The sequence below is a fragment of the Kitasatospora sp. NPDC018058 genome (assembly GCF_044327205.1).
GTDB lineage: Bacteria > Actinomycetota > Actinomycetes > Streptomycetales > Streptomycetaceae > Kitasatospora.
Genome location: NZ_JBIRFA010000031.1, coordinates 30,030 through 56,123, shown reverse-complemented (window position 1 = coordinate 56,123; position 26,094 = coordinate 30,030). Strand labels below are relative to the sequence as shown.

At 74.6% G+C, this 26,094-nt stretch carries 11 protein-coding genes; 10 read left to right on the top strand and 1 reads right to left on the bottom strand.

What is annotated here, in order from left to right:
* Window positions 1-207 precede the first annotated feature (207 nt).
* From ACH4E7_RS32910 to ACH4E7_RS32895, 4 genes are read left to right on the top strand one after another with little or no spacing between them, the layout of a single operon-like run.
* On the top strand, window positions 208-1,803 hold the full coding sequence (locus ACH4E7_RS32910; protein ID WP_396252812.1) for an ABC transporter substrate-binding protein: 1,596 nt from the start codon (window positions 208-210) through the stop codon (window positions 1,801-1,803).
* Window positions 1,800-2,744 carry an ABC transporter permease gene (locus ACH4E7_RS32905; RefSeq protein ID WP_396252811.1) on the top strand — a complete coding sequence of 315 codons (945 nt, stop codon included), beginning with the start codon at window positions 1,800-1,802 and terminating at the stop codon, window positions 2,742-2,744. Before ACH4E7_RS32910 ends, ACH4E7_RS32905 begins: the two co-directional genes overlap by 4 nt.
* Complete coding sequence (locus tag ACH4E7_RS32900) at window positions 2,741-5,176, top strand: ATP-binding cassette domain-containing protein (protein WP_396252810.1); 2,436 nt, start codon at window positions 2,741-2,743, stop codon at window positions 5,174-5,176. Before ACH4E7_RS32905 ends, ACH4E7_RS32900 begins: the two co-directional genes overlap by 4 nt.
* A gap of 12 nt (window positions 5,177-5,188) precedes the next feature.
* Window positions 5,189-5,926 (top strand): thioesterase II family protein, encoded by a 738-nt coding sequence (locus tag ACH4E7_RS32895; protein WP_396252809.1) that lies wholly within the window; start codon window positions 5,189-5,191, stop codon window positions 5,924-5,926.
* A 68-nt stretch (window positions 5,927-5,994) separates the two neighbouring features.
* Here ACH4E7_RS32895 and ACH4E7_RS32890 read toward each other — a convergent pair whose 3' ends face one another.
* Window positions 5,995-7,584 carry an MFS transporter gene (locus ACH4E7_RS32890; protein WP_396252808.1) on the bottom strand — a complete coding sequence of 530 codons (1,590 nt, stop codon included), beginning with the start codon at window positions 7,582-7,584 and terminating at the stop codon, window positions 5,995-5,997.
* A 131-nt stretch (window positions 7,585-7,715) separates the two neighbouring features.
* Here ACH4E7_RS32890 and ACH4E7_RS32885 point away from each other — a divergent pair, with 131 nt between their 5' ends.
* The 6 genes from ACH4E7_RS32885 to ACH4E7_RS32860 are packed head-to-tail and all read left to right on the top strand — an operon-like array spanning window position 7,716 to window position 26,085.
* Entirely contained in the window at window positions 7,716-15,329 is a 7,614-nt protein-coding gene (locus ACH4E7_RS32885; RefSeq protein WP_396252807.1) for an amino acid adenylation domain-containing protein, read from the top strand.
* The gene (locus tag ACH4E7_RS32880) at window positions 15,326-16,411 is read left to right on the top strand and encodes a saccharopine dehydrogenase NADP-binding domain-containing protein (protein WP_396252806.1); all 1,086 of its coding nucleotides are present in this window, start codon (window positions 15,326-15,328) and stop codon (window positions 16,409-16,411) included. The genes ACH4E7_RS32885 and ACH4E7_RS32880 overlap by 4 nt, the downstream gene beginning before the upstream one ends.
* Window positions 16,408-18,666: a Gfo/Idh/MocA family oxidoreductase gene (locus ACH4E7_RS32875; protein ID WP_396252805.1), complete on the top strand. Its 2,259-nt coding sequence runs from the start codon at window positions 16,408-16,410 to the stop codon at window positions 18,664-18,666. Before ACH4E7_RS32880 ends, ACH4E7_RS32875 begins: the two co-directional genes overlap by 4 nt.
* Window positions 18,663-19,382: a VOC family protein gene (locus ACH4E7_RS32870; protein ID WP_396252804.1), complete on the top strand. Its 720-nt coding sequence runs from the start codon at window positions 18,663-18,665 to the stop codon at window positions 19,380-19,382. The genes ACH4E7_RS32875 and ACH4E7_RS32870 overlap by 4 nt, the downstream gene beginning before the upstream one ends.
* Window positions 19,373-20,728, top strand: coding sequence for an FAD-binding oxidoreductase (locus tag ACH4E7_RS32865; protein ID WP_396252803.1), 1,356 nt, complete (start codon window positions 19,373-19,375; stop codon window positions 20,726-20,728). The genes ACH4E7_RS32870 and ACH4E7_RS32865 overlap by 10 nt, the downstream gene beginning before the upstream one ends.
* Window positions 20,725-26,085 carry an amino acid adenylation domain-containing protein gene (locus ACH4E7_RS32860; protein ID WP_396252802.1) on the top strand — a complete coding sequence of 1,787 codons (5,361 nt, stop codon included), beginning with the start codon at window positions 20,725-20,727 and terminating at the stop codon, window positions 26,083-26,085. The genes ACH4E7_RS32865 and ACH4E7_RS32860 overlap by 4 nt, the downstream gene beginning before the upstream one ends.
* The last annotated feature ends 9 nt before the right edge of the window (window positions 26,086-26,094 follow it).

Genomic DNA, 26,094 nt, shown 5'->3' with positions numbered 1-26,094 from the left:
AAAACGATTTTCATAACCAGGCCTGTCGAGCCCGAGATGGAAATCATTGCCAAAGCTTGGCGAACGGCGAACCGGCGCGACCGCCAGGGCCGAGCGGCGGCACCACGGGTCGAAGCGCATCGGATGACCGACGCTCCCATCTTATTGAAAAGCATTATCGTTTCATTCTAGGATCGCCTGCACCGACACGCCTGGAGTGAGGACGAAGTGACGCTTCATCAGATAGACCGACGCGCCCTGCTGCGCGGCGCCGGAGCCGGGCTCGGAACCCTGCTGGCCGGCGGACTGCTGGCCGCCTGCGGGAGCGGCGACGGCAAGGCCCCGCAGCTCGCCACGAGCAGCGGACCGTCCATGGCCCCGCGCAAGGGCGGCCGGCTGCGCGCCGCGTTCGCGGGCTCCGCCGCCGAGTCCACCAACGTGCTCCAGGCCACCAACAGCGCCGTCGACTACGTCCGGGCCCGACTGATCTGGGACACCCTCGGCGAGATCGACGGCAGCAAGCCGGCGTGGCGCCTCGCTGAGTCCGTCGAGCCCAACGCCGACGCCACCAGGTGGACCGTCCGCGTCCGCGACGGCGTCACCTTCAGCGACGGGCGCAAACTCACCGCCGACGACGTGCTGTTCAGCCTGCGCACCCTGGCCGGCAACCCGACCACCCAGGCCGGCCTGTTGGCCGGGCTCGACCCGGCCGCCAGCACGGTGCGCGACCCGCGCACCGTCGAGCTGGCCCTCAAGTCCCCGGACGGCTTCTTCGACCTCGCGCTCGCCCAGTCCATCTTCGTCATCCCGAACGGCACCACCGACTTCGAGCACGCGGCAGGCTCCGGGCCGTTCGTCCTCAAGAACTGGACCCGAGGCGCGAGCAGCCTGCTCACCGCGCGCACCGACTACTGGGGCACCGCACTCGGCGGTGGGCCCTACCTGGACGAGATCGAGCTGTCGTCGGTCGCCGACGCGGGCGCCCGGATCAACGGGCTCAAGGCCGGCCAGTTCGACTACGCCGGCGGGATCACCCTCACCGCCGCCCGCGCCGAGGCCAGGAACCCCGGCGTGCGGGTGGTCACCGCACCGCAGGAGCTCTGGAGTGACCTCGCGCTCACCATGAACCTCGGCCTCCACCCGTTCGACAAGCCCGCGGCGCTCCAGGCGGTGCGCTACGCGATCGACCGCGAGGCCATGGTCCGCACCGTCACCCTCGGCTACGGCGAGGTCGCCGACGACGCGCTGGGCCGTCACCAGTCCTGGTACGACAGCTCGTTGCCGCGCCGGGCGTACGACCCCGAGAAGGCCAAGAAGGCACTCGCCGACGCCGGACTCTCGGACGTCAAGCTGTCCGTGCGCACCAGCGACTACGAGTACGGCACCCTGGAGAGCGCCACCGCCTTCGTCCAGCACGCGCAGGCCGCCGGGCTCGCGGTGGGCGTCGACAAGATCCCGGCCGCCGACTACTACACCGACTTCAAGGCACTGCTCAGCACCCCGCTGCAGACCAACCTCTACCACGCGATGCCGCTGCCGCTGCAGCTGTCGTTCTTCTACGGCTCCAAGGCGTCCTACCCGTTCACCGGGCCCGCCGGCCCCACCCTGGACGGGCTGCTGACCGCGATGCACGCGGCCGTCGGCGACGACGCCAAGCGGACCAAGGCCGTGCAGGACGTCCAGCACTACCTCTACGACCAGGGCGGCGACGCCGTCTTCGCGCGGATCCCCCCGGTCGCGGCGGCGAAGCCGACCGTCCAGGGCGTCAAGGCGCTCGGATCCTTCGACTACCCGTGCCTGCGCGACGCGTTCCTCTCCTCGTGATCCGCTGGTTGCGCCGGCTCGGCACGGCGGCCGCGACCCTGCTGGCGGCGTCGGTCCTGGTGTTCACCGCCACCGCGCTCGCCCCCGGGGACGCGGCCTCCGCCCGGCTGGCCGGCCGGGCCGGACCCGAACAGGTCGCCGCACTCCGGCACCAGCTCGGCCTCGACCAACCGCCATGGACCCGCTACCTGCACTGGCTCTGGCACGCCCTCCACGGCGACCTCGGCACGTCCTACGCCAACGGGGTGCCGGTCTCCCAGCTGGTCACCGAGCGGGCGGGCAACTCGCTGCTGCTCGGCACGGTGACCGCCCTGCTGCTCGTCCCGCTTGCGATCACACTCGGGCTGTGGGCGGGACTGCGGGCCGGGCGACTCACCGACCGGGTGCTCTCGATCGGCACGCTCACCCTGGTCAGCCTGCCGGAGTTCGTCATCGGCACGCTGCTGGTGCTGCTGTTCGCGGTGGGCCTCGGCTGGCTGCCCGCCGTCTCGGTCCCGGCGGCCGGCGAAAGCCCGCTCTCCCAGCCGGAGTTGCTCGTCCTGCCGGTGCTCACCCTGCTCTCGGTCAGCCTGGCGCAGAACGTCCGGCTGGTCCGCTCCGGGGTGGTGGAGGCGGCCGGCTCGGACGCGGTGCTCGCCGCCCGGCTCGGCGGAGTGCCGGAGCGCCGGGTGGTGCTGCGCTGGATCCTGCCGGCCGCCATCGTGCCGGCCGTTCCGGTGCTCGCCCGCTACCTCGCCTACCTGCTCGGCGGCACGCTGGTCGCCGAGAGCCTGTTCGGCTACCCCGGGCTGGCCGCGGCCCTGGTCAACGCCACCGCCTCCCGCGACACCCCGGTGGTGCTCGGCATCGCACTGCTGGTCGCCACGTTCACCGTCGCCCTCAACCTGCTGGCGGACGCCCTCGCCACCATGCTCAACCCGGCTGCCAGGAGAACGAATTGACCACCGAAGTGGCCCCGGCTCCGCCGAAGCGGCGGCGGCTGCGGGCGGTACTCGCCGGGACAGTCCTGGCCGCCACCGTGCTGCTCGCCCTGGCCGGCCCGGCCCTCGCCCCGCACGACCCCGGCGAGGTGCTCGACATGCCGTACGGGCAGGCCGGCGGCGGCGCCCCGCTGGGAACCGACCACCTCGGTGCGGACGTCCTCAGCCGATTCCTCGACGGCGGACGCTCGTTGGTCCTGCTGTCGCTGGGCGCGCTCGCCGTCTCCTACTTGGCCGGCGGCGCGGTCGGCATGACGGCCGCGCTGCGCGGTGGGCGGGTGGACGCCTGGATCCTGCGGGCGGCGGACGTGCTGCTCAGCCTGCCCGGATTCCTGCTGCTCAGCGTCACCGTGGTGGCCACCGGGCGGGGCGCCCTCGGAGTGGGGGCCGCCGCGACCGTCGTCCTGTTCCCCGAGATCATCCGGGTGGTCCGGGCGACCGCGCTGCAGGCGCTGCAACACGACTACGTGGAGGCCGCGTTGGCGCGCGGCGAGCGCACCTGGTACGTGCTGGCACGGGAGGTGCTGCCCAACGCGGCGCCGGTGCTGGCCGCGGACGCGGGAGTGCGGTTCGTCGGCGCGGTGTTCATCGTCTCCACCGCCTCGTTCCTCGGGTACGGGGCCCAACCTCCGGCGGCTGACTGGGGGTTGATGATCCTGGAGAACCGCGACGGTCTCTCCCTCCAACCGCTCGCGGTCGCCGTCCCGGCGGCCGGCATCCTGGCGCTGCTGCTGAGCGCCAACCTGCTGGTGGACAACGCCTTTCCGGCCGCCGCGCGGCGACGTCGTCCGGCCGGCAGCACAGTTGCGGACCACAACCACGGTTCGGTGCTCTCGGTAGAGGAGTTGACCGTACGGACGGCGAGCGGCGCCACCGTCCTGGACGGCGTCGACCTGGAGCTCGCTCCAGGCCGCATCCTGGCCCTGGTCGGCGCCTCCGGCAGCGGCAAGACCACCCTCGCGCTCGCCGCCCTCGGCGAGATCCGCCCGGGGCTGGTCGTCGAAGGCGGCTCGGTCCACCTCGCCGGCGCGCCGGTCCTCGGCCTGCCCGAGCGGACACTGCGCCGCCTGCGCAGCCGGCACTCCGGATACGTCCCGCAGGATCCGCGCACCTCCCTGGCACCCACTCTGCGGGTCGCCGAGCAGATCGGCGAGTTCCTGCGGGCCCGGGCGGTAGCGAAGGCCGACCGGCCCGAACGGGCGCGCGCCGCCCTGCGGTTGGCCCGGCTGCCGGACGACCCCGCCTTCCTGCGGCGGCTGCCGCACCAGCTCTCCGGCGGCCAGCGGCAGCGGGTGGCGCTGGCCGCCGCGCTCGCCCACCGGCCGGACCTACTGGTGCTCGACGAGCCGACCAGCGCCCTCGACCCGGCCACCGCGAGCGCCCTGCTCGCCGACGTGCGGCGGCTTCGGGCCGACGGCGGACCGGCCGTGCTGCTGGTGGCCCACGACCTCGCGCAGGTGGCCGAGGTGGCCGACGAGGTGGCGGTGCTGGACGGCGGGCGGGTGGTCGAACGCGGCCCGGTGGCCGAGGTGCTGGCGCGGCCCGCGAGCGCGGCGGGACGGCGGCTGGTCGAGGCGGTCCGAGTCACCGCGCTGCCCAGGGCGGTGGCCGGCTCCGGTGCGCCCGTCCTGGAGTTGACGGGCCTGGTCGCCCGGCGTGGTGGCGCCACCGTTCTCGACGGCATCGACCTCACGCTCGCCCCCGGCGACTGCCTGAGCGTGGTCGGCCCGTCCGGCGGCGGCAAGACCACCCTGCTGCGCTGCCTCACCGGGCTGCACGCCGACTGGACCGGCACCCTGCGGCTCGGCGGCGAGCCGGTCTCGCCCGGGGTACGGGCCCGGGGGCGGGCGCAGCTGCGCCGCCTCCAGCTCGTCCCGCAGGATCCGCAGGACTCGCTCAACCCCCGCCACCGGGTGGGCGCGGCCGTCGCCCGCCCGCTGCGGCTGTACCGGCCCGAGCTTGACCCGGCGGCCGTCCGGGCCGAGGTGCACCGCCTGCTGGAACGCGTCGGCCTGACGCCCGAGCACGCCGAGCGGTACCCGTCCGGACTTTCCGGCGGGCAGCGCCAGCGGGTCGCGCTGGCCCGCGCCCTGGCGGCCGGGCCGGACGTGCTGCTCTGCGACGAGGCCACCAGCGCCCTCGACCCGCCGACCGCCGCCACCGTGCTCGCCCTGCTCGACGAGCTGCGGCGGGAGTTGGGCGTCGCGCTGGTCGTCGTCACCCACGACCTGCCCGTGCCCGCGCGGCTGGGCGGTCACCTCGCGGTGCTGGCCGAGGGCGAGATCCGGGAGGCGGGGACGGTGGAGAGGGTGCTCGCCACCCCTGCCGACCCGGTCACCGCCGGTCTGCTGGCCGCCGCCCCCGGCCTGCCCGCCCTTGTCTCCGACTCCTGAGGACCCCGCGCCATGACTTCCACCCGCTGGCTGCGTCGCCCGCAGCCGCGACCGGCTGCCGCCGTCCGGCTGTTCTGTCTCCCGCACGCCGGCGGTTCGGCCGGCCTCTACCGTTCCTGGGCCCCACTCCTGCCGCCCGACGTCGAGCTGCTGACGGTCCGCCTGCCGGGTCGCGAGGACCGGCTCGACGAGCCCATGCCCGCCGACCTGCCCAGGCTGGTGGCCGGCCTCGCCGCGGCCGTCGGGCCTCTGCTGGACCGGCCGTGGGCGGTGTTCGGGCACAGCATGGGCGCGACCGTCGGACACGAACTGGCCCTGCACCTGCTGCGGCGGGGGCACCGCCCGCCTGCCCACCTCTTCGCCTCCGCCCGCGAGGCACCGCAGTTCCACCACGGTGGCACCGTCCATCTACGGGACGACGACGCGCTCTGCGCCGAACTCGCCCGTCTCGGCGGCACCGACGCCGAGTTGCTGGCGATCCCCGAAGTCCGCGCCCTGGTCCTCCCGGCCGTCCGCGGCGACTACCGCCTCATCGAGACGTACCCCGCCCGCCCCGAGGGGCTCCTCCCCTGCCCCGTCACCGCCCTCGTTGGCACCGAGGACGAGGAACTCACCATCGAGGAGGCGGAGGGCTGGAAGGCCTGGACCGACACCGGCTTCGACCTCCTGGACTTCCCCGGCGGCCACTTCTACCTCTCCGAGCAGCCGGCCGCCGTCGTGGCGGCCGTCGTGGAGCGGCTGCGGAGCTGACCTCGCAGGACACGCGCCTGTGCCCGGTTGCCCCCGCGGAGGGGACAACCGGGCACAGGCGTAGGCGGCTACGCGACGGCGTCGCGCGGGCGGACCAGGACCAGGCTGGCACCGGCGGCCAGCAGGGCCGCGATGGCGGCGATCAGGAAGATGGAGGACAGGGCGGACGTGTAGGCGGAGTGGGCGAGGGCGAGGACCTGCTCACGGGCGGGGGCCGGATAGGGGGCGGCCATCGCGTCGAACTGGCCTGCGGCGACCAGCTCGTGGACGTGGCCCGCGTCGGAGACCGGGACGCCGAGGGCGGCGAGCGCGGACGGGGAGAGCGCGGAGTCGACCCGGTGGGACAGGACGACGCCGAAGAGCGCGACGCCGCAGGCCGTGCCGAGCGGGAAGAAGCTGTTGGCCGCGCCGGAGGCCGTCCCGGCCCGGGCGGCGGGGACGACACCGACGGCGAGGTCGAGCAGGTGCGGGAGGGCCAGGCCGGCGCCCGCGCCGAGCAGGATCAGCATCGGCAGGACGGCCGCCCAGCCGTCGGCCGGGCCGATGCCGACGGCGGTGAACATCCCGGCGGCCACCAGCACCATGCCGAGCGCCAGGACCGCCGAGACCGGGACCTTCTTGGCGAGCAGCATGCCGACGGGCGCGGCGAGCAGCAGCGCCACGGACTGGGCGAGCAGCACCAGGCCGATCCGGAACGGGGACAGGCCGAGCATGCCGCCGAGCCACAGGGTGAGGAACGGCAGCAGGCCGAAGCTGAAGATCCGGGCGGCGAAGCTGAGCAGCACCGCTCCGCTGAACGTGGGGATGGCGAACAGCCGCAGGTCGAGCATGGCGTGCTCGCCGAGCCGCCACTGGACGAGGGCGAAGGCCGCCGTCAGCGCAGCCCCGGCGGCGATCGAGCCGACCACGTCCGCCCGTGACCAGCCGTGCTCGGAGCCGGTCAGCAGGCCGTAGTTGAGCGCGAAGAGGGCGAGGACGGCGAGGACCGCGCCCGCCCGGTCGACCCGGCCGGACGCGGCGGGGTCGACGCTCTCGGGGACCTTGCGCACGGCGCCGTACAGGATCAGCAGGCCGACGGGGACGTTGACGGCGAACAGGAAGGGCCAGCTCAGCCACTCGGTGATCGCGCCGCCGACGAGGGGGCCGAGTGCGGCGGAGATGGCCGCGCCGGCGGTGTAGAGGCCGATCGCGCCGGTACGGGCCCGGGCGGGGGCGCCCTCGTAGGCGCCGGCGATGAGGGCGAGCGAGGTGCCGAGGACCATGGCGCCGCCGGCGCCCTGGACGGCCCGGGAGGCGATCAGCACACCGGCGTCCGGGGCGAGCGCGCAGGCGGCGGAGGCGGCGGTGAAGACGGCGACGCCGGCCAGGAAGACCTTCCGGCGACCGATGCGGTCGGAGACCGAGCCGGCGGTGAGCAGGAGGGCGGCGAAGGTCAGCGTGTAGGCGTTGACGATCCACTGGAGGGCGTCCAGCGAGGCGTCGAGGTCCGCGCCGATCCGGGGCATCGCGACATTCACGACGGTGATGTCGAGGGTCATCATCGCTGCCGCGAGCGAGGTGACGCCGGTGGTCCAGGTGCGCGTCAAGCGCACGTCGACCGGGGTTTCGCCAACCTCTTCCTGCTTGCTGGGCAGCATTTCTGACGCTGCGTTATCCATTCCCGCCCCTTCCTCGCGGCCTACTGGAGACAGCGGGACGCTAGCACTAGATGGAAATGGTTTTCAATGCTATTAATGATGAACACACCACGCCTTCGTGGTCCGCCCCCTGCCCAAGGAAGGACCTCCACGTGTCGCACGACCGCGCGGCGGCCGCCGTCAATCTGCCCCAGGCGGTCGGCGAACTGCTCGACCTGACCGCCGAGTCCATCGCCGAGGACGCCAACCTGATCGAGCTGGGGCTCGACTCGCTCACGATGATGCGACTGGCCGGGAACCTCAACCGGGCCGGCGTCGACGTCGGCTTCGCCGAGCTCGCCGCCCAGCCCACCCTCGCCGCCTGGCGGGCCCTGGTCGACGGTCGGGCCCTGATCGACGGGCACCGCACCACCAGCTCCTCCGCACCGGCCGAGCCCGCCGCCGTCGACGAGGACGCCCCCTTCGACCTCGCGCTGATGCAGCACGCGTACTGGGTCGGACGCGCCGACGGGCAGCAACTCGGCGGCGTGGCCGCCCACTTCTACCACGAGTTCGACGGCGCCGGGGTGGACCCGGAGCGACTGGAGGCAGCCGTCCGGGCCGTGCTCGCCCGCCACGGCATGCTCCGGGTGCACATCCTCGACGACGGCCGGCAGCGGATCGCCCCGCAGGCCGCCTGGCCCGGACTACGGGTGCACGACCTGCGGGAACGGAGCGCCACCGAGGCCGAGGCGGAACTCGCGGAGCTGCGCCGATGTCTCTCCCACCGCACCCTGGACATCGCCTCCGGCGAGGTCCTCGACGTCCAGCTCACACTGCTGCCGGACACCGTCCGCCCGGGTGGGACCAGGCTTCACCTCAACCTCGACATGGTCGCCGCCGACGCGCTCAGCCTGCGCGTCCTGCTCGCCGACCTCGCCCGCGCCTACACGGCTCCGGACCAGGAACTGCCCGCCCTCGGCTACAGCTTCCCGCGCTACCTCGCCGACCGGGCCGCGGCCACCGACCCGGCCGTCCTCGAGGCCGATCGCGCCCACTGGCGCGCTCGTCTGCCCGAACTGCCCGCCGCGCCGCTGCTGCCGCTCGCCCCGGACGCGCACGGCTCCGCCGCGACCACCGTGCTGCGCCGCCATCGCCTGCTGGACACCGCCGAGTTGGGGCGCTTCGAAGCGCACGCCCGACGGCACGGCCTGACCCCGGCCATGGCCCTGGCCGCCGTGTTCGCCGAGACGCTGACCGCGTTCAGCGCCGAACCTGACTTCCTGCTCAACCTCCCGCTCTTCGACCGCACCCCGCTGAACCCCGAAGTCGGCGAACTGGTCGGCGACTTCACCTCCTCCGTGCTCCTCGCCTGGGACGGCACCACGCCGGGCACCTTCGCCGAGCGGGCGGTGCGCCTGCAGCGGCGGTTCCACGCGGACGCCGCGCACGCCGGGCACTCCGGCGTCGAGGTACTGCGCGACCTGTCCCGGCTGCACGGCGAACAGGTGCTCGCGCCCGTCGTCTACACCAGCGCACTCGGCCTCGGCGAGCTGTTCGCGCCCGCCGTCCGGGAGGCCTTCGGCGAGGCGTCCTGGATCATCTCGCAGGGGCCGCAGGTCTGGCTGGACGCCCAGGTCACCGAGATCGGCGGCGGCCTGCTGGTCAACTGGGACGCCCGCGAGGACGCCTTCGCCCCCGGCGTCCTGGACGCGATGTTCGCTGCCTACAGCGGCCTGCTCGACCGGCTGCTCGCCGACGAGAGCGCCTGGTCCACCGCCGTCCCCGCGCTCCCGCCGGACGCTCAACTCGCCATCCGCGCCAGGGCGAACGACACGGCGGCAACCCGCACCGGCGCCCGGCTGCACGACGGCTTCTTCGCCCACGCAGCCGCCCACCCGCAGGCCCCCGCCCTGCTGTGGGGCACCGACGACGCCATGGACTACGGTCAGCTCGCCCACCGGGCCCTGGCGTTGGCCGGGCACCTGCGCGCACGCGGAGCCGGACCGGGCGAACTGGTGGCCGTCACCCTGCCCAAGGGCCCCGACCAGATCCTCGCCGTCCTCGCCGTGCTGGCCACCGGCGCCGCCTACCTGCCGCTCGGCGTCGACCAGCCCGCCGCCCGTCGCGAGCGCATCCACCGCTCCGCGGGCATCCGCCTGGTGGTCGACGACGTCACCGTCCCCGCCGGCACCACTCCCCTGCCCGCCCCTGTACCCGGCGGTGACGGCGACCTCGCGTACGTCATCTACACCTCCGGCTCGACCGGCGAGCCCAAGGGCGTCGAACTCACCCACGCCGCGGCGATGAACACCATCGAGGACCTCAACTCCCGCCTGGAGCTCGGCGCTTCGGACCGCACACTGGCACTGTCCGCGCTGGACTTCGACCTGTCGGTGTACGACGTCTTCGGCCCGCTGTCGGCCGGCGGCGCGGTGGTCTGCGTCGAGGAGCCGGACCGCCGGGACGCCACCGCGTGGGTCGGCCTGGCGGTCCGCCACCGCGCCACGGTGGTCAACTGTGTACCCGCGCTGCTGGACATGCTGGTCACCGCGGCGGAACGGCCGCTGCCCGACCTCAAGGCCGTCCTGCTCGGCGGCGACCGGGTGCCGCTCGACCTGCCGGCCCGGCTCGCGACCATTGCCCCGCAGTGCCGGTTCGCCGCGCTCGGCGGCACCACCGAGACCGCCATCCACTCCACCTGGTGCGAGGTCCGCGAGGTTCCCGCCGACTGGGCGTCCATCCCGTACGGCACACCGCTGGAGAACGTCGCCTGCCGGGTGGTCGACCCGCTCGGCCGGGACCGTCCCGACCACGTCCCCGGTGAGCTGTGGATCGGCGGCGCCGGCGTCGCCCGCGGCTACCGGGGCGACCCGGACCGCACCGCCGACCGCTTCACCGAGCTGGACGGCGTGCGCTGGTACCGCACCGGCGACCGCGCCCGCTACCGGCCGGACGGCACTTTGGAGTTCCTCGGCCGGGCCGACCACCAGGTCAAGGTGCGCGGCCACCGGATCGAACTCGGCGAGATCGAGGCCGCGTTGACCGCCTTCCCGGGCGTGTCTCAGGGCGTCGCGGTGGTCTGCGCGGACGGCCGGATCGCCGCGGCCGTGACCGACGACCGGGCGCAGGCGGCCGCCGACTGGGCGGCGCTGGCCACCGTCGGCGCGCTGCGCGACGGCGGGACGCCGGCCGCCCTGCGCGAATACCTGCGGGGCGTGCTTCCGGCGCCGATGGTCCCCGAGCGGATCGCCGTGCTGCCGGGCCTGCCGCTGACCGCCAACGGCAAGATCGACCGCGGGCTGCTGCGCCGCGTGCTGGCCACCGCCGAGCTGCCCGGCCGCACGCCGGTGACCCCGCCGGTCGGCGAGACCGAGCAGCGGGCGGCGGCCGCCTGGGCCGAGGTGCTCGGCGTCGACGTGGTCGGCCGCGAACACGACTTCTTCGCGCTCGGCGGCGACTCGCTGCTCGCGACCCGGCTGATCGGGCGGCTGCGGGCGGCCGGTTTCGCGGGCGTCCGGCTGTCCGAGCTGTTCGCCCGTCCGGTGCTGGCCGACTTCGCGCCGACGCTCCAGCCGCTGGAGGCCGAACCGGAGAACGCCGCACTCGCGGCCGACCCGGCACGGCGGCACGATCCGTTCCCCTTGACCGACGTCCAGCGCGCGTACTGGCTGGGCCGCGGCGAGGGCTTCACGCTCGGCGGCACCGGCTGCCACTACTACCGCGAGTACGACGTACCGGATCTCGACCCGGCCCGCCTGGAGGAGGCCGTCAACCGGCTGGTCGCCCGGCACGAGATGCTGCGCGCGGTCGTCGACGAGCGCGGCGAGCAGCGGATCCTCGCCGAGGTACCCCGGTTCACCATCCCGGTCACCGAGGCCGGCGACGATGCGGAGGCCGCCTTCACCGAGCTGCGCGAGGCCGCCTCGCACCAGGTCTTCGACCCCAGCCGCTGGCCGTTGTTCGCGATCCGCGCGGTCCGCGCGGGCGAGCACACCCGGCTCGGCATCGGCATGGACAACATCGTGCTGGACGCGCTGAGCATCCTGCGCTTCTACGGCGAGCTCGGCGCCCTCTACGAGCACCCGGAAGCCCAACTCCCGCCGGTGGAGGCCTCGTTCCGCGATTACGTGCTCGGCGCCACGCCCGCGCCGCAGGAGCTGGCCGCTGCCCGGACGTACTGGGCGGAGCAGCTGCCCGCGTTGCCGCCGGGCCCGCAGCTGCCGCTCGCGGTGGACCCGGCGGAGATCGGCCGGCCGCGCTTCACCCGCCGGGAGGCCCGGGTCCCCGGCGAGCGGTGGCGGCCGGTAGTCGAGCGGGCGCGCGAGCACGGGCTGACCCCGTCGGTGGTGCTTCTGGCCGCCTTCGCCGAGGTGCTGGGGCGCTGGAGCGCCCGCCCGGACCTCACCGTCAACCTCACCCTGTTCGACCGTCGCGACGTCCACCCGGACATCGGTCTGGTCATGGGCGACTTCACCTCACTGGTGCTGGTGCCCTCCCGCCCCGAGCCCGGGGAGAGCTGGCTGGCGGCGGCCCGGCGGGTGCAGCGGGAGCTGTGGCGCGGACTGGACCACCGGGAGCTGTCGGCGGTTCAGGTGCTGCGTGACCTCGCCCGCTTCACCGGCGAACCGGAGACGACCATGCCGGTGGTGTTCACGAGCGCACTCGGTGTCGGCGGCGATCCAACTGAGGGTCCGTTCACCGAGCCGGTCTGGGGCGTCTCGCAGACCCCGCAGGTCTGGCTGGACCACCAGGTCACCGAGACCTCCGACGGTGGCGTGCGGCTGACCTGGGACGTGGTCGAGGAGCTGTTCCCGGCCGGGCTGGTGGACGAGATGTTCGCCGCCTACCGACGGCTGGTCGGCTGGCTCGGCGAGGCCAGGGCCGACTGGCAGGGCGCGGTACCCGACCTGCTGCCCGAGGCACAGCGGCGCACCCGGGCAGCCGTCAACGCGACCGGCGAGGGCGCCGAGGACCGCCTGCTGCACGCCGAGTTCTTCCGCCGGGCCGCCGAGCAGCCCGAGCGCACCGCGCTGGTGTGGGGCGAGGGCGAGTCCCTGACGTACGACTCGCTGGCGCAGCGGGCGCTGCGGGTGGCCACGGTCCTACACGACCAGGGGGCCGGACCCGGTGAGCTGGTGGCAGTGACGCTGCCGAAGGGGCCGGAGCAGCTGGTGGCGGTGCTGGGTGTGCTGGCCACCGGAGCGGCGTACCTGCCGGTCGGGGTGGACCAGCCGGCGGCCCGGCGCGAGCGGATCGTCGGGGTGGCCGGGGCGCGGCTGGCGGTGACCGAGGAAGTGCTGCGGCAGGCCGGGGCCGCCGTGCCCGCGACCTTGGCGCAGCCCTCCCCGGACGACCTGGCGTACGTCATCTTCACCTCGGGCTCCACCGGTGAGCCGAAGGGCGTGGAGATCACCCACCGGGCGGCGGCGAACACCGTCACGGACGTCAACGAGCGGTTCGGCGTCGGCGAGCAGGACCGGACGCTCGCGGTGTCCGCGCTGGACTTCGACCTGTCGGTGTACGACGTCTTCGGCCCGCTGTCGGCGGGCGGGGCGGTCGTGCTGATCGGCGAGGAGGACCGGCGGGACGCCCGGCGGTGGCTGGAGCTCGTGCGCCGGCACGGGGTGACGGTGTGGAACACCGTGCCGGCCCTGCTGGACATGCTGCTGACGGTGGCCGAGGCCGCCGACACACCGGAGCCGCTGCGGCTGGCGCTGGTCTCCGGCGACTGGGTCGGGCTGGACCTGCCCGGCCGGCTGGCCGTGCTGCGGCCGCAGTGCCGGTTCGTGGCGCTCGGCGGGGCGACCGAGGCGGCGATCTGGTCCAACTGCTTCGAGGTGGCCGGGGTGGACCCGGCCTGGCGCTCCGTCCCGTACGGCCGGCCCCTGCGCGGCCAGCGGTTCCGGGTGGTGGACGCGCTCGGCCGGGACTGCCCGGACGGTGTGCCGGGCGAGCTGTGGATCGGCGGCGCGGGCGTGGCGCGCGGTTACCGGGGTGCCGTCGGGCTGACGGCGCAGCGCTTCGTGGCCCGCGCGGGCGAGCGCTGGTACCGCACGGGGGACCTCGGGCGGTACTGGGCGGACGGCACGCTGGAGTTCCTCGGCCGGGCCGACCAGCAGGTCAAGCTGCGCGGCCACCGGATCGAGCTGGGCGAGATCGAGGCCGCGCTGCGCTCGGGGCCGGGGGTGGGCCGGGCGGTCGCCGCGGTGGTCGGCGAGGGGACTGGCCGCAGGCTGGTGGCGGGCGTGGTGCCCGTCCCGGCGGCCGTCGATGGCTCCGGGGTGCCCGGTGGCGCCGGGGTGCCGACCGACGTCGCCGTGGCCCGGGCGGGCGCGTGGGAGCTGGAGGCGGACACCGCGGGTGCGGTGCTGGCCCGGCTGCTCGGCCTGGACGCTCTCGAGGAGGGGACGGCCTGGCGGTTCGAGGACCTGGTGGCGCGCCTGGACGCCGTGGACGAGCACCATGCGGTGCTGCGGCTCTGGCTGGGGCTGCTGGTCGACCGGAAGGTGGTGGCCGAGGACGCGGGCCGCTATCTGGCCGGTCCCGAGCTGGAGACTGCGCTGCTCCGCGAGGCCCCCCGGGCCGGGGCGGACGAGTACGGCGCGCTGATCGCGCGGGCGCACCGGCGGCTGTCGGAACGGCTCGGCGACTACCGGGAGATCCTGGCGGGCCGGCTCGACCCGGCGGCACTGCTGGACGACGACGTCCTCGCCCCGGCCAGCCTGGCCGACCACGACCCCGGGACGGCCCTTGCGCTCGCCGAGCTCGCCTCCCAACTCGCTGACATGTCGGCTGAGTTGGGTCGACCGGTCGAGGTGGTCGAGCTGGCCGGGCGGGACGGCCGGACCGCCGAGCGGCTGCTCGCCCTGGTCGGCCCCGACCAGGTGCGCTACACCCTGCTGGACGCCGCCCCCGGCCTGGTCGCCACGGCGACCAGGCGGCTGGAGGCCTTGCCGCACCACACCGTCTGCCGCCTGCTGCCCGGCACGACGGTGCCCGACGACCTGCGGTACGGCTTCGACGTGGTGCTGGCCGGCAATGTGCTGCACCGCTACCCGGAGCCCGGGCAGGGCCCGGCGCTGGCCGCGCTGCTGGCCCGGCCCGGCGGGCGGCTGCTCGCCGTGGAGCGCGCCGCGCTGACGCCGATGGCACTGCTGACAGCCGGTCTGCTCGACCGCGGGTACAACGGCTTCGACCGGGAGCGGCGCCTGGCCGGCTCTCCGATGCTCCCCGGGGAGCGTTGGACGGAGCTGTTCGCGCGCGCCGGGCTGAGCGGGGCCGGTCACCGGCCGGTGGGCAAATCGTTCATGGATCTGCTGTGGGCCGAACGCCCGCAGAGCGCGACGGCTCCCGAGCCGGCGGTGCTGCGCGAGCACGTCGCGGGCCTGCTGCCGGGCCACATGGTGCCCGAGCGGATCGAGGTGCTGCCCTGGCTGCCGCTGAGTGCCAACGGCAAGGTCGACCGCAAGGCTGTCGCGGCGGTGCTGGCGGACGCTGGCGACGAGCTCGGCCCGGACGAACCGCCGGAGGGTGAACTGGAGTGCGAACTCGCCGCGATGTGGCGGGAGTTGCTCGGGACCTCGGAGGTCGGCCGACGGCGAGGCTTCTTCGAGCTGGGCGGCGACAGCCTGCTCGCCACCCGTTTCATCACCCGGGTGCAGCAACGTTTCGCCGTCGAACTGCCGCTGCGCCGCATCTTCGCGGGCCCGAGCCTCGCCCAGGTCGCCGCCGTGGTGGCCGACGAGCTCGCCCGGCTGGAGGACCTGGAAGAAGGGTCACTGTGATCGGCGTCATCGGCGGCTACGGCACCGTCGGAGTACAGGCCGCCCGGCTACTGGCGCGCTGGGGGGCCGGTCCGCTCCGGGTCGGCGGGCGGGACGAGGCGCGAGCCGCCCGGCTGGCCGCGGAGCTCGGCCCGTCGGCGGAGGCGGCCCGGGTGGACGTCGAGGACGAGGCCTCGCTGGCGGCCTTCGTCGACGGGTGCGCGCTGGTCGTGCACTGCGCGGGACCGTCGCACCGCACCGCTGTCCAGGTGGCGCGGGCCGCGCTCGCGGCCGGGGCGCACCATGTGGACGCCGGTACGGCGAACGGCCTGGCCGAACTCGGGGCGGTCGACCGCGCGGCCGTGTTCGCGGCCGGCGCGCTGCCCGGTCTGTCCGGCCTGCTGCCGCGCTGGCTGGCCCAGCAGCACTTCGCCGAGATCCACGGGCTCACCGCGTACGCGGCCGTGCTGGACGCGTTCACGCAGACCGGTGCCGAGGACTACCTGCACGGCGTCCTCGGCGCCGACAGCGAGCCGCTGGCCGCCTGGGCCGACGGCGCCCGCCGCCCGGGTGCACTGGCCCGGGCCGCCGGACGGCGGCTGCCGTACCTGCCGCGCCCGGTCACCGTGCTGCCCTACCTGGACGGCGAGGGCGAGCGGGTGGCCCGCGCCCTCGGGCTCGACCACGGCCGGTGGTTCACCGCGCTCGACGGCGAACACCTCGCCGCCGCCCTCGACGCGGCCCGCACGCTGAACCGGGCGGACGCGGTCGCGGCGCTGTGCCGGGCGACGGCGCTGGACCTCGCCGGGCGCAGCCCGTACGCCGTGCTGCTGGCCCAGCTGGACGGGGTCGCCGAGGGCCGCCCGGTCAGCCGGACGGCGGTGCTGCGGGCGCCGGGGATCGCCGAACTGACCGGCGCGGCAACGGCGGTGGCCGCCCTGGCGGTCCTGCACGGCGAGGTGCCGGCCGGGGTGCACCTCGCGGACGCGGTACTCGACCCGGTCGCGGCCGTCGGGCGGCTGCGGGAGGTGCCGGGGGTCGTGCTGACGGTGGCCGACTCGGCCCTCGCCGAGCTCGCCGTGGAAGAAGAGGGAGCGCTGTGAAGGGCCGTCGGCTGCGGGTGGTGGTGTGCGGGACGACGTTCGGCCAGTTCTACCTGGCCGCCCTCGCCGGGCTGCCGGAGGAGTTCGAGATCGCCGGGGTGCTGGCGCGCGGCGGTGAGCGGTCGGTGGAGTGCGCGCGCCGGTACGGGGTGCCGCTGTACACCGATCCGGACACGCTTCCGGGCGACATCGACCTGGCCTGCGTGGTGGTGCGCTCGGGCGTGATGGGCGGCGCCGGCACGGAGTTGGCGCTGAAGCTGCTCGGCCGGGGCGTCCACGTCCTCCAGGAGCAGCCGGTGCACCATGACGACCTGGCCGCCTGCCTGCGCGAGGCCCGCCGCCGGGGTGTGAAGTACCGGCTGGGCGACCTGTACGTCCGGCTGCCCGCCGTGCGGCGGTTCACCGCGGCGGCCCGGCGGCTGCTGGACCGGCGGTCGGCGCTGTATCTGGACGCTGCCTGCTCGGTGCAGGTCGCGTTCCCGCTGGTGCACATCCTCGGGGACGCGCTGGGCACGCTGCGCCCGTGGAAGCTGGAGGCGCTGCCGGCCACCGGCCCGTTCGGGCTGCTCACCGGGACGGTCGGCGGGATCCCGGCCACCCTGCGGGTGCAGAACGAGGTGGACCCGGCGGACCCCGACAACCACGTGCACCTGCTGCACCGGGTGACCCTGGGCACGGCAGCGGGCAGCCTCACCCTGACCGACCCGCACGGCCCGGTGCTGTGGAGCCCGCGGCTGCACATCCCGGACGCGGTGAAGGAGCGGTTCGACTTCGACGGTCCGGGCACCGGCCACCTGGCCGAACCCACCACGGCCGTCCTCGGCCCGGCCGAGCCACCGCGCTACCGGGACGCGCTCGGCGCGGACTGGCCCGGCGCGATCGGGGCGGACCTGCTCGGCCTGCGGGCGGCGGTGCTCGGCGAGCCCGGCGCGGAGCGGCCCGAGCAGTACCACCTGACGCTGGCCCGGATGTGGCAGGACGTCACGGCCCGGCTCGGCTACCCCGCGCTCCGGCCCGGGCAGCACCACGAGCCGCTCCCGGTGACCGAGCTGTGGCCGACGGGGGCCGCCGGAGCGCCGACGCTGGACGGCGTGGTCCGGGCCGCCGCCGAGGCCGCCGAACCGCAGGCCCGGCACGTCGCACGCGGTCAGACGGAGGAGTTCGTCCGCCGGCTCGACGAGGCGGTACTCGCCGCGATGCTGCTGTCCTTCCAGGACCGCGGGCTGCTGCTGCCCGCCGGGACCGGACACACCGTCGAGGAGTTGCTCACCGGGGTCGCACCCGCCCACCACGTCCTCGTCGGACGCTGGCTGACCGTGCTGACCGAACGCGAGTGGCTCACTCGGGACGGCAAGCGCTACACCGGGGTCCGCACCGCCGACGCGGTCTCCACCGCCCGGGCCTGGGACCGGGCCGCCGGGCTGTGGAAGGACGGACTGGGCGGCGCCGAGTTCGTCGACTACCTGCGGCTGAACGCCGAGCGGCTGCCCGCGCTGCTGACGGGCGAGCAGCAGGCGACGCTGCTGCTCTTCCCTGAGGGGCGGACCGAGCTCGCGGACGCCGTGTACCGCGACACCGTGACCGCCCGCTACCTCAACACCGCCGTCGCCACCGCGGTCCGCCGGCTCGCCGCCGCGGGCGGCAGCGAGCCGCTGCGGGTGCTGGAGGTCGGCGCCGGGACGGGGGCCACCACCGAGGCGGTGGCGATGGCGCTCGCCGGCGAACCGGAGGCCCGGGTGGACTACCTGTTCACCGACGTGTCCCGGTTCTTCCTCGACCCGGCCCGGCAGCGGTTCGCCCGGCTGCCGTGGCTGCGCTACGGAACGTACGACATCGACCGGGCACCGGACGAACAGGGCCTCGCCCCCGGCTCCTTCGACGTGGTGATCGCGGCCGGCGTGCTGAACAACGCCCGGGACACCGACGCCACCGTCCGCGCACTCACCGAACTCCTCCTCCCCGGCGGCTGGTTGCTGATCACCGAACCGACCAGGGAACACCTGGAGATCCTCTCCTCGCAGGCGTTCATGATGACCGCCGCCCAGGACGCCCGGCTGGCCTCCGGCACCACTTTCCTCTCCCGCGAGCAGTGGCTCGACGCCCTGGCGGGCGCCGGGATCCCCGAGGTCCGCACGCTCCCCGCCGAGAACCACCCAATGGCCCCGCTCGGGCAGCGCCTGTTCGCCGCCCGAACCGCAACCGAGCACGCAGCAGCCGAGCACGCCTCAGCCAATGGAAGCGCAGCACCGAAATGAGCACCATGACACCCAGTCTCGACCTGAGATGCAGTCACATCCTTTGCAAGGTGCACGACATCCACTCCGCCGTCGCGGACTTCACCGCCGCCGGTTTCACCGTGACCTGGGGAAGCACACCGGACAAGGCCCACAACGCCCTGATCTGGTTCGAGTCCGGGCCGTTCATCGAACTCTTCGAGCTGCCACGCCGATTCGGCCTGCTGAGCCTGCCGTTCGGGCTCCTCAACGGCGCCCCGGCCGGCCGGCGGCTGGCCCGCTGGGCGGCCGGCGGCGAAGGCTGGCGGGACGTGGCACTGGAGACCGACGGCACCGAACTGACCGGTGCGCACCTGGCGTTGCGCGAGACCGGGATCTCCGGCTCGCGGGTGATGAAGGGACGCCGCAGCACGCCGGACGGCTCCCGGGTGCGGTACCAGTTCCTCACCCCGGCCCCGGCCCGGCTGCCGTTCGTCGTCTCCCAGTACGACCCGCCGCAGCGGCCGGCCGCCGTCACCCACCCCAACGGTGCGCTCGGCGTCGCCCGGGTGCGCTTCGGCGTGGCGCAACAGGACCGCGAGGCCTTCGACGCGCTGGCCGGAGCGGACCGCCGACTGGCCGCCGAACCGGCCGACCGGACCGGCGTCCGGGCGGTCCGGCTCGCCGGTCTGCAGCACGAGATCCACCCCGCCGACGTCCACGGCGCGGTCTTCGAGCGGAGCCCCGGATGCGACTGATCACCCCAATCGACCCCGGCTACGACCAGGCCCGCCGGGTGCGCAACGCCCGCGCCGACCGCCGCCCCGCCGCGATCGCCCGCTGCGCCGACCCGGAAGACGTCCGGACGGCCCTGGAGCACGCCCGCCGGCACGGCCTGCCGGTCGCGGTGCGCGGCGGCGGCGCCAACGTCGCCGGCTGGGGCACCTGCGACGGCGGGATGGTCATCGACCTCGGCGGCATGAAGCGGATCGAGGTCGACCCGGGGAAGCGCCTGGCCGTCGCCGAACCCGGCCTCACCTGGGGCGAGTTCGACGCCGCCACCCAGCGCCACGGCCTCGCCCTGCCCGGCCCCCGCAACCCCGACGTCGGCATCGCCGGCCACACCCTGAACGGCGGCATCGGCGACCTCTCCCGCCAGTACGGGCTGACCAGCGACAACGCCGTCTTCTTCGACCTGGTGACGGCCGACGGGCGGCAGCTTCGGGCGAGCCCGACCGAGCACCCGGAACTCTTCTGGGGCCTGCGCGGCGGCGGAGGCAACTTCGGCGTCGTGGTGCGGTTCGGCTTCCGGCTGCACCCGGTGGCCGGGGTGGTGGCCGGTCCGCTGGTCCACCCGGCCGCGCACGCCCCGGCCGTGCTGCGCACCGCCCGGGACTGGCTGGCCGGGGCTCCCGACCAGGCGTCGCTGATCATGCTGCTCTGGACTGCGCCCCCGTTGCCGTTCATCCCCGAGCGGCTGCACTTCGAGCGCTCGATGGTGCTGATCCCGACCTGGTTCGGCGATCCGGCCCGCACGGACGAGGTGCTCGGCCCGCTGCGCCACGGCTGCCCCGAACCGGTCGCGGACGGCATCCGCCCGATGGCGTACACCGCCTACCAGCGCCTCCTGCCGTCCCCGCCCGACGTCACCCGCCAGCAGGTCTACAACCGCGGCGAATTGCTGACGGAGCTTTCCGATTCCACCATCGACGACCTGCTCGCCCACTGGGCGGCCGGCGGGCCGAACTTCTCGGTGGTGCTCGGCGCCCTCGGCGGCGCCATCGGCCGCGCCCCCGCCGGACCGACCGCCTTCACCCACCGGGACGCCGCCTGGTTCGCCGAGATCTGCGCCCAGTGGTACGGCGACCCGGACAGCCCCGCCCACCTGCGCCCGGCCCGGGACGGCTGGCGCGCCCTCCAGCCGGTCACCCGGGGCCCGTACGTCAACCTGCTGCCCGACCCCGAGCCGGAGTGGGTCCGCGCCGCCTACGGGCCCGAGGCCCACGAGCGCCTGGTCCGGCTCAAGACCGTCTGGGACCCGGACAACGTGTTCCGGTTCAACGCCAACATCCGTCCGCGACCCGAAGAGGCCACGCACGCATGAACGTCACCGAGCTGATCACCGAACTCCGCCACGCTGGAGTGCAGTTGTGGGAGGACGCGGGCCAACTCCGGTACCGGGCACCCAAGGGCGCCCTCACCCCGAACCTGCTCGCCCGGCTCAAGGCCGGCAAGGAGACCGTCCTCGCACACCTGGCCGAGGAGCACGCCAGGCCCGCGATCGTCCCCGATCCGGAGTCCCGTACCGAGCCCTTCCCCCTCACCGACGTCCAGGCCGCCTACCTGCTCGGCCGGGGCGACGCCTTCGGCCACGGGAAGGTCGCCTGCCACGTCTACCTGGAGGTCAACTACCCCGACCTCGACCCGCAGCGCACCGAGCGGGCGTGGAACCGGCTGGTCGCGCGGCACGGCATGCTGCGCGCCGTGGTCGAGGCCGACGGCTACCAGCGGGTGCTGCCCGAGGTCCCGCACCTGACCGTGCCCGCCACCGACCTACGGGGCGCCGGCCAGGAGCTGGTCCAGGCCGAACTCGTCTCGGTGCGCGAGGACTTCGGCCACCGGGTGTACCGGACCGACCAGTGGCCGCTGTTCGACCTGCGCGTCACCCGGACCGACGAGCGGGCCGTCCTCCACCTGTCGATGGACTTCCTGATCGCCGACTGGGCCAGCATCTGGCTGCTGCTCGCCGAGTTCGAGACGCTGCACGCCCAACCGGACGCCGAACTCCCCGCGCTGGAACTGGAGTTCCGCGACTATCTGCTGGCAGAGCGGGCGCTGCGCGAGTCGCCCCGCCACCGGCGCGACCGCGACTACTGGTGGGCGCGGATCGACGAGCTTGCGCCCGCCCCCGACCTGCCGGTGCTCAACCGGGAGACCCCCGGCCGGTTCCGCCGCCGCTTCCTCAAGCTGGACACCGTCGCCTGGGACGCGCTGCGCGAGCGCGCCCGGCGGCGCGGCCTCACCCCGTCCTCGGTGGTGCTCGCCGCGTACGCCGCCGTACTCGAACGGTGGAGCCGCACACCGAAGTTCACCCTCAACCTCACCGTACTCAACCGGCTGCCGTTGCACCCGCAGGTGGACCAGGTGGTGGGCGACTTCACCTCGGTCAGCCTGCTCGCCGTCGACTGGACGCAGGGCGCGTCCTTCGCCGAGCGGGCCCAGGCGCTCGGCGGCCGGCTCTTCGAGGACCTCGACCACCGGCTCTGCTCCGGTGTCGAGGTGCTGCGCGAACTCGCCCGCCGGCGCGGGCGCGAGGCCGCCCTGATGCCCGTGGTCTTCACCAGCGCGATCGGCCTCGGCGACGACGGCACCGAGCAGCGCGCCGAGGGCAGACTGGACGGCTTCGGCATCACTCAGACCCCGCAGGTGTTCATCGACTGCCAGGCCATGGACGACGCCGAGGGCCTCCAGGTCAACTGGGACATCCGTGACGGGATCTTCCCCGACGGCCTCGCGGACGACATGTTCGACGCCTTCGAGAGGCTGCTGCGCGAGCTCGCGGCCGATGACCGGCCCTGGGACGCCGAAGACGTCGTCCCCCTGCCCGCCTGGCAGGCCGAGGAGCGGCGGGCGGTCAACGACACCGCCGCACCGCTGCCGGACGCCCCGCTGCACCACGCGTTGTTCGCCCAGGCCGCCCGCACCCCCGACCGGCCCGCCGTGATCGGCCCGAACGGCACCGTGAGCTACGGCGAACTCGCCGGCCGGGCCGCCGCCGTCGCCGAGGCGCTGCGGGCGGCCGGCTGCACCCCGGGCGAGCGGGTGGCGATCGTCATGGACAAGGGCGTCGAACAGGTGGCGGCTGTGCTCGGCACCCTCCTCGCCGGGGCGGTCTACCTGCCCATGGACACCGTGCAGCCGGCGCTGCGCCGGGAGGCGATCCTGGCGGACGCGGGCGTGCGCCATGTGCTCACCCAGTCCTGGACGGAGGCCGCGCCCGGCGCCATCGCGGTGGACGCACTCACGGCCGTCGAGCCGCCGCTGCCGGACGGCGGCGACCCGGACGACCCCGCCTACGTGATCTACACCTCCGGCTCGACCGGCCGCCCCAAGGGCGTCGTGGTCAGCCACCGCGCCGCGGCCAACACCGTCGCGGACATCAACCGCCGCTTCGCGGTCACCGCCCAGGACCGCGTGCTGGGCCTGGCCAACCTCGGCTTCGACCTGTCGGTCTACGACGTGTTCGGCCCGCTCTCCACGGGCGGGGCGCTCGTCCTGCCGGACCACGAGCGCCGCACCGACCCCTCGCACTGGGCCGCCCTGATCGCCGACCACCGCGTCACCGTCTGGGACTCGGTGCCCGCGATGATGCAGATGCTCGCCTCCTACCTGGATTCCGAGCCCGTGGCGCTGCCCTCGCTGCGGCTCGCCCTGCTCTCCGGCGACTGGGTGCCGCTCACGCTCCCCGACGAGGTCACCAACCACCTGCCCGGCCTGGAGGTGGTCGCCCTCGGCGGCGCCACCGAGGCCGCCATCTGGTCCATCGCCCACCCGTACCGCGGCCTCGAACCCGGCTGGCGCAGCATCCCGTACGGACGCCCGCTGGCCAACCAGGGCTTCCGGGTGCTGGACTCGGCCCTGCGGGACCGCCCGGTCTGGACGGCGGGCGAGCTGTACATCACCGGCGACGGCCTCGCCCAGGGTTACCTCGGCGACCCGGACACCACCGCGCGCCACTTCCTCACCCACCCGGTGGACGGCCAACGGCTCTACCGCACCGGCGACTTCGGGCGCTACCTGCCCGGCGGCGAGATCGAGTTCCTGGGCCGCGAGGACACCCAGGTCAAGCTGCGCGGGCACCGGATCGAACTCGGTGAGATCGAGGCCGCGCTGCTCGCCCACCCGGCGGTCGCCGCGGCCGGGGTGGTCGTGGACGGCGAGGGTCTGCTCGGCGTCGTCGAGCCCGCTCGCACCGGGGAGCCGGCGCCCGACGACAGCGCGCTGCTGGCGTCGGCCTCGGCCGAGGCCGACGCGGCTGTCCCCGGGCTCGTCCCGGCCACCGTCGCGCACGCCGTCGAGCGGCTCGACCACGCGGTGCTGACCTCGATGGCGCTCGCCCTGGCCCAGGCCGGCGAGGACGTCGCCGAGCGCCACCGCTGGCTGGCGCGCCGCTGGGAGTCGGTCCTCGCCGACACCGACCTCGGCCCGGTCGACGCGGCAACGGCCGCCGCCCGCTGGGAACGCGCCGAACGGGCCTGGACGGCCGAGCTGGGCACCCCGGAGTTCCCCGCCTACCTGCGCCGCAACGCCGAGCAGCTAACCGAGCTGCTGGCTGGCCGCCAGGACCCGCTCGCGCTCCTCTACCCCGAGGGCGGGTTCGCCACCACCCGGGCGCTGTACCGGGAGAACGCGATGGCCCGCTACCTCAACCAGGCGGTGGCCACCCTGTTCCAGCGGATCGCCGACGGGACCGCCGGGGCCGGGCGGCCGCTGCGCGTCCTGGAGGCCGGCGCCGGCACCGGCGGCACCACCGAGTCGGTCCTGGAGGCGCTGGCCGGCACCGAGGTGGACTACCTGTTCACCGACGTGGCGCCGTTCTTCCTGCCGGAGGCTCGGGCCCGGTTCGGCGAACACGCTGGAGTGCGCTTCGGCGTCTTCGACGTCGACCGGGACCACCGGGCGCAGGGCCTGGCCCCGAACTCCTTCGACGTGGTCCTGGCCGCCGGCGTGCTGGAGAACGCCCGGGACATCCCGGCCGCGCTCGCCCGGCTCGCCGAACTCGTGGCGCCCGGAGGCTGGTTGGTCCTCACCGAGCCCACCAGGGAGCACCCCTGGATCCTCGCCTCGCAGGCCTTCCTGATGACCCCGCCCGCCGACGAACTGCGCGACGGCGGCCCCTCCTACGTGGACCGCGACCAGTGGCTGCGGCTCATCGAGGCCACCGGCGCCGAGCGGGTGCTCACCCTGCCCGAGGACGGCCACGCCCTCACCCCGCAGGCCGTCCACCTGTTCGCCGCCCGGTTGAAGACCGACCGCGTCCCGGTGACCGAGGCCGAGCTGCGTGATCACCTCGCCCGGCGACTCCCGGCCCACATGGTGCCCTCGCACCTCCAGGTGGCCGACGCCCTCCCGCTCACCGGCAACGCCAAGGTCGACCGCAAGACCCTGCGCACCTGGCGGCCCGCCGCCGGTACCGCCGAGCCGACCGCCACCGGCGGCGCACCCGCCGACGAACTGGAGGCGAGGCTGGCCGAGTTGTGGGCGGCCACGCTCGCCATCCCCCGGATCGGCCGCGACGAGAGCTTCTACGAACGCGGCGCCGACTCGCTCATCATGGCGCGGATGGCCGGCCGGCTCCGCACGGAGCTGCCACAGGCCGCCGGCGTCCCCTTCGACACCCTGCTGCGCCGGCTGCTCAACCAGCCGACCATCGAGGCGCTCGCCCGCCTCCTGCGCGGGCGCGGCGCCGACGGGAGCAACGTCGCCGAGCCCGAACTCATCGGCCGCCGCGGCGAGTCGGGCAACGCCCTGCTGGTGCCGTTCAGCACCGGCGGCGACGGCCCGCTGCGCGTCCTGTTCCACGCGGGCCTGGGCACCATGGACTGTTACCGGCCGCTCGCCAAGGAGCTGGTCGCCCAGAACCTCGGCCCGGTGCTCGGCATCGTGATCGACGACACCGAGAGGTACCTGGCGACCGACCCGGCCGAGGTGATCGAACGGGCCGCCGACGACTACGCCGAACGGCTGATCGCCGAGGGCCACACCAGGGTCCAGCTGGTCGGCTACTGCCTCGGCGGCCTGTACGCCACCGAGGTGGCCCGCCGGCTGGACGAACGCGGCATCGTGGTCGAGGACCTGGTCCTGGCCAGCAGCCACCCGGTGGTCTTCGACGTCGACGACGACCTGATGATCGAGCTGCTGTTCCTGCCCAACCTGCACATCGCGCTTCCGCAGGCCGGCTTCGGCCCGATCGACCCGGACGCCGTCCTGAAGGCCTTCATGCAGGTGATCGAACGCCACGGCGACAAGGTCCCGGAGGGCTCCCTTCTGGACGTCGGCGGCGATCCCGAACTCGACGCGGCCGCCACCTACTTCCGCCTGCTCAGTGCACACACCCGCAGCGATCGCTTCGCCCGCTACGCCCGCGCCGCCTCCGCCGAGACCGGCCAGGAACTGCCCGCCGAGATGGCCGAGGGGATGTTCCGGGTGTTCGCGCAGAGCTTCCGCTCGGCCCGGTTCACCCCTCCCCCGTACGCCGGCGACATCCGCTTCCTGCGCCCGCGCGGCTCCTCCGGTTTCGCCCCCGGCATGGACGAGACCACGCTCGCCTTCTGGCAGGACGTCGTCCTCGGCGAACTGGCCGTCACCGACATCGAGGGCAACCACTTCAGCTGCATCGAGGAGCAGAACGCCCGCGCCGTCGCCGAGCTGATCGCCGCCCCGCTGCGCACCACCCCGTGAGGAGCACCA